Origin of the sequence: Desulfosporosinus youngiae DSM 17734 (genome assembly GCF_000244895.1) — a bacterium.
GTDB lineage: Bacteria > Bacillota > Desulfitobacteriia > Desulfitobacteriales > Desulfitobacteriaceae > Desulfosporosinus > Desulfosporosinus youngiae.
This window is the reverse complement of record NZ_CM001441.1, coordinates 4,521,615-4,535,285: the sequence shown is the minus strand read 5'-3', so window position 1 is coordinate 4,535,285 and position 13,671 is coordinate 4,521,615. Positions and strand designations below refer to the sequence as shown.

Here is a 13,671-nt window from a genome sequence, read left to right as displayed (position 1 = left end):
AAATAATCATAACAAATGAGAACCGCGGCTGGATAGGCCGCGGTCTTTTATCGTGTCCATAATTTCTGGCCGAGTCTATTGACAGACACAGCAATGGGATAACATTCAAATAGAATAAGAAACAACGATGACAGTTAAACTAAGAAAGCTTCTATGGCTTTTTCTCATAGCCTAACTAAAGTCTGAGGTAAATGCCAAGATGGGAAAGCTGAAAAATTGAAGAACGTGAACAATAAGGTGAGAATGGAGGATTCATATGAAAAAACAGAGCGGTATAAAATTGCGAAACCTTGTAGATCGGGCAACAAATCTTAAAATTAAAGACTCTGTTGTATTAGCCGCCTTTAGTGGATTCCTCGGTGGTGTTGCAATGGATATTTCTAATGCATTCTTATGGAGAGTTGGCAAATCCGAGGTTCTCTATGGACATTTAGGCGGCTCTGTCTTTATGAAAGCTTTTCGGACAAATCGGGCTAAAAATTTCTTTTTAGGGCAGATCTTTCATTGGACCACCAGTGCTGCGCTTGCCATACCGTTTTTTCATTTTTTAAAACATACCGGTAAAGACCATCACTTGTTCAAAGGAGGCGTATGGGGTCTCTTTATTTGGGCGACTTTATATAACGGTGGTCAACGAGTGGGCCTATACAAAGCAAAACCCCATTTATCCAAAAGCCATTATGCGGCTATTTGGCATAATGTTTTATATGGCCTTGCCACGTCTTGGCTGATGGTCAGGTGTGCTGATCCATCCTTGTTTGATAAACGAATTGAAAACCCTGAGACAATGGTAAGCATTAGAAATCATTTAACGACAGAAAATAATGAAGAGAGGATTCAAGAAATACCGGCATTTCACTGAACGATGGGACGATGAAATAGAACCGCCAAAGTGTGGTTCTATTTCATCGTTTTACAACATTTAAAGAGCCGTTGATGATTTTGACCCCTCTTGATATAATAGGCTTAAAAATTATCGAAGACAACTATTGCTATAGCAAGTAATGTTGGACCAATGTAATAGGTTTTTGGATGCCGACAAGATGGGTGCTTACATAGAGGAGAGGGAAAATGATGTTAGAAACTATTAAGAGTTCTCCGAACTACCGCTGGTATGTCCTGGCCACGGTCGCGATCGGCACGTTTATGTCAACATTGGATAGCAGTATTGTAAGTGTTGCCCTGCCAACCATATCCAGGCAACTGCATTCGGACCTTGCGACACTTCAATGGGTGGTTAGCGCCTATCTTTTAACTATCACCAGTTTATTGCCCGTCTTTGGTCGGATAGCTGATATGTTCGGACGTAAAAGGGTCTTTGCCCTTGGTTTTCTGATGTTTACTCTGGGTTCGGTTCTCTGTGGCTTTGCCCAAAATATCTGGTTTCTGGTTGGAACCAGAGTGTTGCAAGCGGTAGGTGCTTCCATGTTAATGTCTAATGCTCCTGCTATTATCACTGCCATTTTTCCGCCGAAGGAACGGGGAAGAGCCCTTGGCCTGACAGGAACTGTCGTTGCCCTTGGTTCGCTGACAGGACCGGCCTTAGGCGGTGTTATCATTGGCTTGACTAGCTGGCGCTCGATTTTTTGGATAAACATTCCAATTGGCATTATTGGATATATAGCGGTTCTAATGATTTTACCCAACGATGTATCCACTAAAGGCCAAGAGAGTTTTGATTTTATAGGTGCTTTCACATTTACGTTTGGAATGCTGGGTGTACTCTTGGGAATTACCAATGGCGAGACGTGGGGATGGTTTAGTCTTCCGATTCTATTAAGCTTAGCGCTGGGGATGATATCCTTGGTCTTCTTCGTTAGGACGGAACGCAAAGTCCCACATCCCATGATTAACTTATCCCTTTTTCGAAACCGTCCATTTCTTATAGGAAATCTCTCAGGGGGACTATCCTTTGTCGCTATGTTTGCCAATAACATGCTCTTACCTTTTTACTTACAAGGGGTACTTAACTACGAGCCCCATCAGCTTGGGCTGATGTTAATGATCTTTCCATTTGTAATGGCCTTTACAGCGCCTATCAGTGGTCATGCCTCTGACAAATTTGGGCCGATGATTCTCACGACGAGCGGGTTAGTGATAACAGCCCTTGGCTTGTTCTATTTTTCGACTCTTTCGACCACGGCAAGTTTTATGCAGATCATCCCCGGCCCGATCCTGATGGGTTTAGGTGCCGGTATGTTCCAATCTCCGAACAACAGCAGTGTGATGAGCTCAGTTCCTCCTCATAAACTGAGTATAGCCGGAGGGATCAATAGCTTAGTGAGAAATTTAGGAATGGTTATAGGTATTGCTTTATCCGTATCCTTGTTCGACGCATGGGGCGGCGTTTCCCTGCCCCAACCTGGTCAAGTCGAAGAGTTCATGTTTGCTTATCATTCGGTTATGTTGGTGGCGATGGGCATTGCTATTCTGGCTGCCGTGATTTCCTACAATCGTAAAAATTACATTAAGCCAAATAATTTATTGCCGTAAAATATTCGGAAAAACCCTTGACATCTAAAGAAACTAGTGTAAAATAAAAATATTTACAACTGTTAAAATGACGATGAGAGGAAATAGTACATTTCCTAGTGCTGTTTTTAGAGAGCTGCCGGGTGGTGAAAGGCAGTAATGGTATGGAATTGGAACTCTTCCTCGAGTAGCCGACCGAAATGATAAAAGTAGGCTCGGACGGAGCTTCCGCCGTTAAAAGGAAGGAGATATCGGAACCTCGATGTTCGATGCCTGTAGTTCGACCCGTAAAGTTATTTTAAAGTTGAACTTCGCACATCGTGCCTCGAACCTCGCGTTGCTCCCGTATCTTGCAGAGAAGACGGCTTTTTTGCTGTCAACTTGAGTGGTACCGCGAACTAACCCTTCGTCTCAATCAGAGACGAAGGGTTTATTTATTTTAAAGGAGGATTTAATCATGCGCAGGTTATATGTATTTGACACGACTCTCAGAGATGGGGAACAATCCTTGGGGATTACTCTAAATGTCAAGGAAAAATTAGAAATTGGTCGGCAGTTGGTCAAGCTTGGAGTCGATATTATTGAAGCAGGTTTTCCAGCATCCTCCCCCGGAGATATGGAATCAGTCCGCACGCTTGCTAAGGAACTGAAAGGAGTTGTCATCTGCGGGTTAACACGGGCTGTAGCGCCGGATATTGATCTTTGTGCTGAAGCTCTGCGCAAAGCGGAGTATCCCCGAATTCATACGGGTATAGGAGTTTCTCCCGTGCATATGGAAAAGAAATTAAAACTAACCCCGGATCAAGTTGTAGAACAAGCTGTGGCGGCTGTTAAGTACGCTAAAAAATATGTAAGTGATGTGGAGTTTTACGCAGAAGATGCTTTTCGCAGCGACCCAATCTTCCTGGCAAAGGTGATTGAAAATGTGATTTCAGCAGGAGCCACTGTAGTAAATCTGCCGGATACGGTAGGCTATGCAAGTCCTTGGGAATACGGGGAATTGATTGAATCGGTTTTTAAAAACGTCCGGAATATTGACCGGGCTATCGTGAGTGTTCACTGTCACAACGACTTGGGAATGGCAACAGCGAATTCCTTGGCGGGCATTAAGGCGGGAGCAAGCCAGGTAGAGGGAACGATTAATGGTATTGGTGAGCGGGCAGGAAATACATCTCTTGAAGAGGTAGTTATGTCGATTTACACTCGGCGCGATGGCTACGGCGTAGAGAGTAAAGTCAATACCCGCGAGATATCGGCCACGAGCAGGCTGGTCTCCAGGATAACAGGAGTGACCGTTCCAGATCATAAGGCGATTGTCGGAGCCAATGCCTTTAATCACGCCTCGGGTATTCATCAAGATGGAGTTCTCAAAGACCGGAAAACTTATGAGATTATTCAACCGGAAACAATCGGAGTTCCAAAAAATTTGATCAGTCTTACGGCCAGATCGGGAAGGCATGCTTTGAAGCATTGCCTGCAGGAACTGGGATACGAAGTGGAAGGTGCCCAGCTTGATGATGTTTATCAACGGTTTTTACAGTTAGCAGATCTGAAAAAAGAAGTGTTTGATCAGGATCTTTATGTCTTAATGGGGGATTCGGGAAGTATGGCGAACAATATTGTCTTCCAGAGTATGTCTATCGCAACAAATGGGGTTGAGATGGCGACGGCTACCGTAACTTTGGAAATAGAGGGCAACATGATGACCGATGCCGCTTGTGGCAATGGTCCGGTGAACGCGCTGTTTAACACGATTGACCGAATAACAGGAAATACGGCAACCCTTGAGGATTATACGCTTAAATCTGTGACACGGAGCAGCGAGGCCCTGGGCGAGGCTACGGTTAAACTGCGTTATGAAGATGGCCGCCTTGTAGTAGGAAAGGGTTTTTCTACAGATATTATTGAAGCTAGTGCCAAGGCTTATATCAATGCTTTGGATAAGAAAGATCTGCCTATTGAAGTGTGAGCGAGGCATAAATTAAAATCAACCTGTTAGAGGGTTATATACTCTGACAAGCCAAAAAGAGGGCAGTTTAACCAAAGTTAATGGTTTAGCTGCCCTCTGGACTTTGAAGAAGAAATTTCAATGTTTAGGCTTGGGAAGAGACTAGCTTTGTTTCCTTAGTTGAGTGGGGTTCCTTATTCGTTTCATGGATAATCAAAGAAGGGGCAGATTCTTCAAGAAGCTGACTCATCCCAGTGAATCGCGCACCTTGTTCAACTTTAAATTGACGTGTGCGTATATCACCAAATAAACGGGCAGTCGTATTTAACTCTAAAAGATCCGTCGTCTTTAGGTTTCCGTGTACTTCCCCAGCCATGCTGACCGTATTTGCTTCGATATCAGCCTTTAGGTAAGCGGTCGTGCCAATGATTAAGTCCCCGGTTACTTGAACACTTCCTTCGATTTTTCCGTCAATTCTTGCATTTCCATTAATGACAATGGTTCCGGTTATTTGGCAGTCAGCCGCGATGAACGTCGTGTCTCCGTTAGATTGGGAGTTGGAATTGGTAAGCTTTTTAAACATTCTCGTTGTGCTCCTTTGGTATTTTTGTATAAGTTAGGGGATCCACATTCTTTCCATTAACAATCATTCCGTAATGAAGATGGGCTCCTGTACTTCGCCCGGAATTTCCGCTATAGGCTATGAGGTCATGTTTTTTCACTAAGTCCCCTTTCTTTACCAGAAGGCGGGAATTATGACCGTAGAAGGTTTCGATTCCATGACCGTGATCAATATCTACTCTCAGGCCGAAAACGGGATTGCTGCCCGCAAAGGTAATAATCCCATCTGCAGTAGCCAAAACTGGAGTTCCGTAGTCACAGCCGATATCAATTCCGCTATGAAACTCTTTGGAAAGACCTCCAAAGGGATTCCGCCGATAGCCATAAGGAGATGTAATTTCTCCTTCGGCCGGCAGTATGCTGGGAGTGTGGTCCAGATGGTCTTTTTTAAGAATAGCCGCCCCATAATATCTCTCTAAGAGACTTAAATAGTCAGCGACGATTTTGGCGCTTTGCTCAGGAGTTTGAACGGTCGGGTTCGCTAGAATAAAGTTTTGAGCATCAGGGTTAACACTGCGGCTTAGGGATGTGGTTGGTGAGGAAGCCGGATGTAGTTGCAACATAGAAGAAAGTCTTTTCTCTAAGTCCTCGATTCTTGAGAGGTCTTTAGTCATTTGAAGAGACTTTTCATTTAAAGCGGATATTTCCTGATCACGCTCTTCAATGGTGGATTTGAGTTGTGTAATGTGCTTAATAGCGGGGGTGAGATCTTTTATGTAATGGCTAAGATAGAAATTTCGAGCGAATAGTCCGATAATCAAGACTCCTAAAAGGAATATACCCAGATTTAGATATCTTTTCCCATGCTTAGAAAGTTGAAATTGATGAGTTGTGGAATGATCGGGTGGTATGAATATTATGGTATATTTATCTTTCATTGGTTCCCCCAAATAATAAAACTATTTTTTATAGAGGCTATTTAAATGATGACTGAAATGAGTTGAACAAGCTTTGTTCTAACTAATTAGTAAGTATAACTCTTTAAAAGGATAAATATACAAAGGATACTAATAAATGTTAAATTAAAAAAGGTATACATAATACAATACACGAATGGGGTTACTTTTGGTTGATTTTTTAGATATAATGAAATACATGCAGTTTAATTGGTTTCAAATGAGGAATAATGAAGGCGCGCTAAGAGTGATTCGATGCGCGCTTTCTGAATGAAAGAATGTCTGTTTTCAGATATTAATTGGGGGAGGAAGTGTTAGGTTGTGGAAACAAAAATGCCAATGGTACTTGACGTTATAAGTGAAAATATTATTAAACATGGCAGCCCATTAGCCTTAAAGGGTTCTGAGGTTGCTTCATGGGCTAAGGAACTTAAATTACCGGCTAAAGGAGAAATGCTTTTTTATACAGGTGGGGAATACCAGATGCTCCCCTTTATCGACTCCTTAGTTAAAACGATTACACATCTTGATCAAGGCAGCAAAGTATTTTCCATGATGATGGGTGCCCGAAATATCCTCAATAAAACTGGGTTCAGCCCGGAGAAGATGTACGCTTCAGTACTTGCTAAAGATAAGGATCGCTATAATTCGGTTTGCTTTAAAGCTGCTAAGGTGCTTCAAGAGCTGGGCTATGAGTTCTGTTACTCTGGAAGCGAGGAACTGTATAGTGGTGCACTGTTATATGAATTAGGTTATTTAGAAGATATGAAGGATTATGTCAAAAGAGTGGTCGAAGTTATTAAGAGGAGCGGTGCTAAAACTATTGTTTGTCTCTCTCCTCATGCGGCAGAGGTCTTTAAGTTTATTTATCCAAAAATGGTTGAGGATTTTAACTTTGAAATCCGTACTTATGTGGATCTCGTCTGGGAACGCCGGGATAAGTTAGCTAAGATCCAATCCCCGGAGTCGGTTGTCATTCATGACTCATGTCGTTTGGCTCGTGAATTAGGCATACACCAGGAATTGAGAGATATCTTGGAAAGTGTTGGGGCAGAGGTGAAAGAGGCTTCTATGAATCGGGAATGGACGTCTTGTTGCGGCGGGCCTATCAAAATTTTGTTCCCGGAGTTATCTCATGTCATTGGCGGCCGACGAGTGGTCGAATTGAAGGAAAGTGGTTCAAAGCACATTCTGACGTCCTGTCCTTATTGTCTGTCGGCGTTAGAGGGCGGACTGGCCAAAGGGGATTCGGCTGTGATCGAAGATTTAATTGAATTCCTATATAGGGGGGTTAAAGCATGACAGTGGATTTGAGAAAGGACTTCGTCAAGTATGCCAAGTCCCTTAATGCAGCAAGCGAGGACAATAATATTCGAACTGCGATCTCACGGGCGGTCACTTCTTATCGCAACACAGTTTCTGAAACCTTAGAGCGCTTTCCGCATACTCCGAAGCTGGCAGAAGAGGTGCAGGAGATCAAGAGCCAATCGATGGCTGATTTAGACGACTTACTGAAACAGGCAATGGCTTCTGTAGAGCGCAACAGGGGAAAAGCATTTTATGCTAAAGATCATCAAGCTGCTTTGGAAATAGCCCTGGGACTGATTGGCAAGGGTAAAACCGTTGTTAAAGGGAAAAGTATGCTGGGTGAAGAGCTTCATTTGCGTGAATACCTGGAGGAGAATGGCAACGAAGTTTGGGAGACGGACTTGGGTGAGTTTATACTGCAGCTGCGTAAGGAACGCCCAATGCACATTCTCTCTCCATCCGTTCATGTGCCCCGGGAACAGGTGGCAGAGGTTTTTAGCAAGTTCTTTAATAAAGAAGTTCCGCCGGACATCGCTGAAGAAGTGAAGGTTGTAAGAGAATTCATGCGTGAAAAATACTTTACTGCGGATGTGGGCATCAGCGGGGCCAATGTAGTGGCAGCGGATACCGGTGCAATGGTGATTATTGAAAACGAAGGAAATATACGGCTGGCTACCGGTGCTCCTCCGGTTCATATCGTGATGGTGGGAGTCGAGAAATTAGTGCCTACGTTCCAGGATGCGATGAAAGTTGCTGAGGTTACTTGGAGATATGCTCAGTATGGTGTTCCAGGGTATGTCAACATTGTGAGCGGACCCAGTAAAACCGGGGATATTGAAAAAGTAACGACTTATGGAGCACACGGTCCTAAGGAATTCTATGTCATTTTTGTCGACAATGGCCGGACTGAAATGGCCAAGGAGGATAAATTCAGCCAGGCTCTGCATTGTCTGCGTTGCGGCGGATGTATGTATGAATGTCCTGTGTTCCAGGTAACAGCCGGTCATTTTGGACACACCTATATGGGCGGCATAGGTGCGATCTGGACGGCATTTGTGTCGGGAGGAATGGAGAAAGCGGCACCGCTTGTTTATTCCTGTCTGAGATGCGGAAGATGCGTAGAGCGTTGCCCGATGAGTATCAATGTTCCCGGCATGATTGGAGAACTTCGTGAACGTATCGTTTATGGCAAATTCTCGGATTAAAAGAAAGATATGGGCTAAAACTGTTGGAGGGGCAATTTATAAATTGCCCCTCCAACAGTCGAAACTAGGTTATTTACTAAAAAATACATATGTTATACAATAGGGACATAAGCAGACATAGGTTGGGGGATAAAAGAATTAGGGGGGCGTTAGATGAAAAAGATTTGGAGTTTAGTGCTAGTATTGCTGGTGGTTCTCTTGATGTTGCCTGGTTGCGGGCAAAAGGATGTTGCGGCGGACAAATCTAAGGATGAGCAAACAACAAAACCCTCGGTTAAGGTTGGTATAATTTATATCGGGGACGAAAATGAAGGTTACTCAGAAGCCCATATGCACGGAATTAAAGAAATGATCAAGACCCTTGGCCTGTCCAAAGATCAGGTGATCGAAAAAACAAATATCAAAGAAGATGAGTCCTCCTATGACGCAGCGGTTGATTTGGCGGAGCAGGGCTGCAATATTATTTTTGCCAACAGCTTCGGCATGGAAGACTATATGATTCAGGCTGCCAAAGAATACCCCAATATCCAATTCGCACATGCTTCGGGATTCAAGGCAAAATCTTCCGGTTTACCTAATATGCATAACTATTTTAATGCCGTCTATGAATCACGTTATGTAGCCGGTGTAGCAGCGGGATTAAAACTTAACGAAATGATTGAAGGCGGAAAGATTACCAAGGACAAAGCGAAAATAGGTTATGTCGGAGCATTCCCTTTTGCTGAGGTTGTTTCCGGTTATACGTCTTTCTTCCTTGGCGCCAGAAGCGTTTGCCCCACGGTTACGATGGATGTTCAATATACCAACAGCTGGTCGGATATGGCAGGCGAGAAGGAAGTCGCCACACAGCTGATTGCGAAGGGCGCAGTTTTAATCAGCCAGCATGCGGATACTACCGGTGCTCCTACGGCTGCTGAAGCCGCAAAAGTTCCCGTCGTCGGATACAATGTTGACATGATATCTGTTGCACCTAACACCGCATTGACATCAGCAGCCATGAATTGGGGCTCTTATTATACATATGCGGTTAAAAGTGTCATAGATGGTACGACTATGCCGAGCGATTGGTGCCAAGGTTTTAAAGATGGAGCAGTTGCCATTACTTCCCTCAACGAAAAGGTCATTGCCAAAGGGACAGCTGATAAGGTGAAGGAAGTCGAAGACTCTCTCAAGGCCGGCACTCTTCATGTTTTTGATACTAAAACCTTTACCATTGGCGGAAAATCCCTTGAAGACCTTATCAGTTCCGATACGAACTTCGCTAAATATGCGCCTTATGTTAAAGATGGCTATTTTCATGAATCAGAACTTATATCCTCACCGGCCTTTGACCTGAAAATTGACGGAATTAAAGAATTAACAAATTAGTAAATTAACTAAATAAAATCCTCCCAGTGTCTGTAAAAGCCTAGATTGTATAAATTTTAATTTATGCGGAGCTGCCCTTGTTCGCAGTTCCGCAGATTTGTTTATTCGGATAATTAATGGACAGTGATATATGACTTTTACGGGGGAGGCTTCTCATGGAACATGAAATCGCAATTGAATTAAAGGATATTACCAAACGTTTCGGTGAGGTTGTAGCTAACGACAAAGTCTGCTTATCCGTGAGAAAAGGTGAAATCCTGGCGATCTTAGGGGAGAACGGCAGCGGAAAAACGACACTGATGAACATACTCTCCGGTATTTACTTTCCTGATGAAGGGCATATTTTTGTGGGCGGTAAGGAAGTGACCATCCGTTCGCCAAGGGATTCTTTTGCCCTTGGCATTGGCATGATCCATCAGCATTTTAAGTTGGTCAATGTTTTAACAGCAGCGGAGAATATTACCCTTGGACTGCCCGGGGAAGAAAACCTGAAAATGAAAACCATAACAAAGGAAATTGAGAGGCTCACCGGGCAGTATGGCTTTGAGTTTAATCCTGCCCAGAAGATATATGATATGTCCGTTTCTCAAAAGCAAACCGTAGAAATCATCAAGGTCTTATACCGCGGCGCGGAAATTTTAATCCTTGATGAGCCCACGGCAGTCCTTACTCCGCAGGAGACCAAAAAGCTTTTTGGCGTATTAAAAAATATGAAGAATGACGGCAAATCCATCATCATTATTACCCATAAGCTTAATGAGGTTCTTGAATTGTCCGATCGTGTTTCCGTACTGCGCAGGGGAAAATATATCGGGACAGTTGATACCAAAGAGGCCACAGCCGCTTCTCTGACCGAAATGATGGTTGGGGCAAAGGTCACTTTGGATATAGCCCGCACTGATCCGGTGGGGCAGCAGAAACGTATTGAGGTACGGGGAATCACCTGTAGTAACAAGGAAGGCACCACAGTACTAAAGGATGTGTCTTTTTTGGCTTTTAGCAATGAAATCCTTGGTATAGCCGGTATTGCCGGAAACGGACAAAAGGAGATACTTGAATCCATTGCGGGGCTGCAGGAAATTGAATCGGGAGAGATATTATACTATTCACCCGAAGGAGATACCATAAAGATCTCTCAAATGAAGGCGGCGGATATCTATAAACTGAACATCAGCCTGGCTTTTGTGCCCGAGGATAGGTTGGGCATGGGACTGGTAGGTTCAATGGATCTGACGGATAATATGATGCTCAGATGTTACAAAGAGGGCAGGGGTTTTTTTGCCGATCGCAAAAAGCCGAGGAATCTGGCCCTTTCTATCGTGGATCAACTGCAGGTTGCCTGTCCGAGTGTCGAAACTCCTGTACGCAGACTCTCCGGCGGAAATTTACAAAAGGTTCTGCTTGGTCGTGAGATTGCCTCGAATCCCAGCGTCCTTATGGTGGCCTACCCTGTAAGGGGACTCGATATCAATTCCTCCTACACAATCTATAATTTGTTGAACGAGCAGAAAAGCAAAGGGGTTGCGGTGATCTATGTGGGCGAAGATCTGGATGTACTCCTTGAGCTTTGTGATCGGATTCTAGTACTGGCCGGCGGTAGTGTAGCGGGCATTGTGGATGCCCGGCAGTCGACCAAGGAAGAAATTGGACTGATGATGAGCACAGGAAAGGATAGATATGCACATGAAGAGCATTAATACGAGTGCCAACAAGGAACCAATCATGCGCATCACTAAGCGCGGCAGCATTTCCTTATCAAAGGCATGGCTTGTGCGCGTTATAGCCATATTGCTTTCCCTGGTTGTCTGTGCTCTTGTAATTGTTGTGATTACCAAGCAGAATCCATTTGAAGTATATCTCGGGATTATCAACGGGGCAGTCGGTACCAACCGCCGTTTATGGGTGACAATCCGCGAAATGCTGACGCTGCTTATTATAGCGGTTGGTCTGATTCCGGCCTTTAGGATGAAATTTTGGAATATTGGGGCAGAAGGTCAAATATTGATGGGCGCGGCTGCCACAGCCGCCTTAATGATCTATGCCGGCAGCAATATTCCCAATTGGTTGCTGCTGATCCTAATCGTCATAGCCAGTGCAATTGCGGGCGCGATTTGGGGCTTGCTGCCGGGAATATTCAAGGCTTATTTCAATACCAATGAAACCTTATTTACCCTGATGCTTAACTATGTGGCGATGCAGATCGTTAACTTTTGCATCGTGTTTTGGGAAAGTCCCGCGGGCTCCAATACTGTCGGGATTATTAACCAGGGCACCCAAAAGGGGTGGTTCCCCTCTGTATTTGGCTTGAACTATGGAATGAACCTTGCCGTTGTTTTCATTATTACAGTTATGGTTTATATCTATATGAAATACAGCAAACAGGGTTATGAAATTGCGGTGGTCGGTGAAAGCCATAATACCGCGAAATATGCCGGTATCGATGTAAAAAAAGTTATAATCCGGACAATGCTTATTTCAGGAGCGGTTTGCGGTATTGCCGGTGCCATCATTGTCAGCGGTTCAAGTCATACCATTTCCCTGAGTACCGGTGGCGGAAGGGGTTTTACGGCGATCATTGTGGCTTGGATGTCCAAGTTTAATCCACTGGCCATGGCCGCAGTATCTTCATTTTTAGTATTCATGCAGCAGGGAGCTATTCAAATTGCTACCCAGTATGGCTTGAATGAAAATGCCTCGGATGTTATTACGGGAATCCTTTTGTTTTTCCTAATAGGCTGTGAATTCTTCATCGAATATAAAGTTGTCTTCGGTAGAAAGAAAAGGGAGGTGCTGTAGGTGGAAATAATCCTGATATTTATTCAAAAAGCTATCGGGCAGAGTACCAGCATTCTCCTTGGCGCGACCGGTGAAATCATAACCGAAAAATCCGGCAATCTTAATCTTGGTGTTCCGGGTATCATGTATATGAGTGGTATCGCCGGCCTGATGGGTGCCTTTTTCTATGAAAAAGCAGCGGTTGATCCCAGCGGATTCATTGGGTTGATCGTCTCCATGCTGACGGCAATGTTCGCCGCCGCTATTGGGGGAGGGATCTATGGTTTTCTCACGATTTCTCTGCGTGCGAATCAGAACGTAGTCGGTTTGGCTTTAACGACCTTTGGTGTGGGCTTCGGAAACTTTTTCGGAGGCTCCATCTCCAAGCTGGCCGGCGGTGTCGGCCAGATTTCCGTGGCAACGACTGCAGCCGCTTATCGCGCCACCATCCCGGGCCTCTCCGAGCTGCCTGTCATCGGGAGGTTGTTCTTTTCCTATGGCTTTTTAACCTATCTGGCGATTGCTTTGGCGATCTATCTAACCTTTTTCTTGAGTAGGACAAGAAAGGGACTTAACCTGCGTTCAATAGGGGAAAGTCCGGCCACAGCCGATGCCGCGGGTATTAATGTGCGGCTGTATAAATACTTGGCCACAGTGTTCGGCTCCGTTATTTCCGGTTTGGGTGGATTGTATTTTGTTATGGAATACCTTGGCGGGACATGGACCAACAATGGCTTCGGAGACAGGGGCTGGCTGGCCATTGCCTTGGTAATCCTAGCCTTGTGGCGGCCGGTCAATGCCATTTGGGGGTCGTTCCTGTTCGGCAGTTTATTTATCCTTTACATCTATTTGCCGGGACTTACCCGTGCCACTCAGGAGCTTGTCAAAATGCTGCCCTATGTCGTAACCATTTTGGTTTTGGTTATTACCAGCAGGCGCAACAATTTGGAAAGCCAACCGCCGGGTAGTTTGGGCAATCCATATTTCCGGGAAGAGCGATGACGGTACTCGGCGGAACTTGTCGTTCCGCGAAGGCCCCTTGAACCCTTTAAAAGGAAACACGCCTATGAGTAGCTCT

General features: G+C 44.6%; 11 protein-coding genes and 1 other annotated feature. Of the genes, 9 read left to right on the top strand and 2 right to left on the bottom strand.

What is annotated here, in order from left to right:
• The first annotated feature begins 256 nt into the window (after nucleotides 1-256).
• The 3 genes from DESYODRAFT_RS20920 (at nucleotide 257) to DESYODRAFT_RS20910 (ending at nucleotide 4,441) form a co-directional block, all read left to right on the top strand.
• Nucleotides 257-862: a hypothetical protein gene (locus DESYODRAFT_RS20920; RefSeq protein ID WP_007786151.1), complete on the top strand. Its 606-nt coding sequence runs from the start codon at nucleotides 257-259 to the stop codon at nucleotides 860-862.
• A gap of 209 nt (nucleotides 863-1,071) precedes the next feature.
• On the top strand, nucleotides 1,072-2,493 hold the full coding sequence (locus DESYODRAFT_RS20915; RefSeq protein WP_242833501.1) for an MFS transporter: 1,422 nt from the start codon (nucleotides 1,072-1,074) through the stop codon (nucleotides 2,491-2,493).
• A 64-nt stretch (nucleotides 2,494-2,557) separates the two neighbouring features.
• Nucleotides 2,558-2,889 (top strand) — a binding site (T-box leader).
• A gap of 40 nt (nucleotides 2,890-2,929) precedes the next feature.
• A complete protein-coding gene (locus DESYODRAFT_RS20910) occupies nucleotides 2,930-4,441 on the top strand; it encodes a 2-isopropylmalate synthase (protein ID WP_007786149.1) in 1,512 nt (503 codons plus the stop codon).
• 124 nt (nucleotides 4,442-4,565) lie between these two features.
• On the opposite strand, the gene DESYODRAFT_RS20905 is transcribed toward DESYODRAFT_RS20910, so the two are convergent.
• Both DESYODRAFT_RS20905 and DESYODRAFT_RS20900 read right to left on the bottom strand, forming a co-directional pair.
• The gene (locus tag DESYODRAFT_RS20905) at nucleotides 4,566-5,003 is read right to left on the bottom strand and encodes a bactofilin family protein (RefSeq protein WP_007786148.1); all 438 of its coding nucleotides are present in this window, start codon (nucleotides 5,001-5,003) and stop codon (nucleotides 4,566-4,568) included.
• A complete protein-coding gene (locus DESYODRAFT_RS20900) occupies nucleotides 4,996-5,919 on the bottom strand; it encodes a M23 family metallopeptidase (protein ID WP_007786147.1) in 924 nt (307 codons plus the stop codon). The genes DESYODRAFT_RS20905 and DESYODRAFT_RS20900 overlap by 8 nt, the downstream gene beginning before the upstream one ends.
• A 339-nt stretch (nucleotides 5,920-6,258) precedes the next feature.
• Between DESYODRAFT_RS20900 and DESYODRAFT_RS20895 the strand changes: the two genes are divergently transcribed.
• The 6 genes from DESYODRAFT_RS20895 (at nucleotide 6,259) to DESYODRAFT_RS20870 (ending at nucleotide 13,595) form a co-directional block, all read left to right on the top strand.
• Nucleotides 6,259-7,239, top strand: a complete 981-nt coding sequence (locus DESYODRAFT_RS20895; protein WP_007786145.1) for a (Fe-S)-binding protein — start codon at nucleotides 6,259-6,261, stop codon at nucleotides 7,237-7,239.
• Nucleotides 7,236-8,450 (top strand): LUD domain-containing protein, encoded by a 1,215-nt coding sequence (locus tag DESYODRAFT_RS20890; RefSeq protein WP_007786143.1) that lies wholly within the window; start codon nucleotides 7,236-7,238, stop codon nucleotides 8,448-8,450. The genes DESYODRAFT_RS20895 and DESYODRAFT_RS20890 overlap by 4 nt, the downstream gene beginning before the upstream one ends.
• 153 nt (nucleotides 8,451-8,603) lie before the next feature.
• Entirely contained in the window at nucleotides 8,604-9,818 is a 1,215-nt protein-coding gene (locus DESYODRAFT_RS20885; RefSeq protein WP_007786141.1) for a BMP family ABC transporter substrate-binding protein, read from the top strand.
• Between the two features lie 155 nt (nucleotides 9,819-9,973).
• Nucleotides 9,974-11,515 (top strand): ABC transporter ATP-binding protein, encoded by a 1,542-nt coding sequence (locus DESYODRAFT_RS20880; RefSeq protein ID WP_007786140.1) that lies wholly within the window; start codon nucleotides 9,974-9,976, stop codon nucleotides 11,513-11,515.
• A complete protein-coding gene (locus DESYODRAFT_RS20875) occupies nucleotides 11,502-12,614 on the top strand; it encodes an ABC transporter permease (protein ID WP_042338938.1) in 1,113 nt (370 codons plus the stop codon). The genes DESYODRAFT_RS20880 and DESYODRAFT_RS20875 overlap by 14 nt, the downstream gene beginning before the upstream one ends.
• A complete protein-coding gene (locus tag DESYODRAFT_RS20870) occupies nucleotides 12,615-13,595 on the top strand; it encodes an ABC transporter permease (RefSeq protein ID WP_007786137.1) in 981 nt (326 codons plus the stop codon).
• The last annotated feature ends 76 nt before the right edge of the window (nucleotides 13,596-13,671 follow it).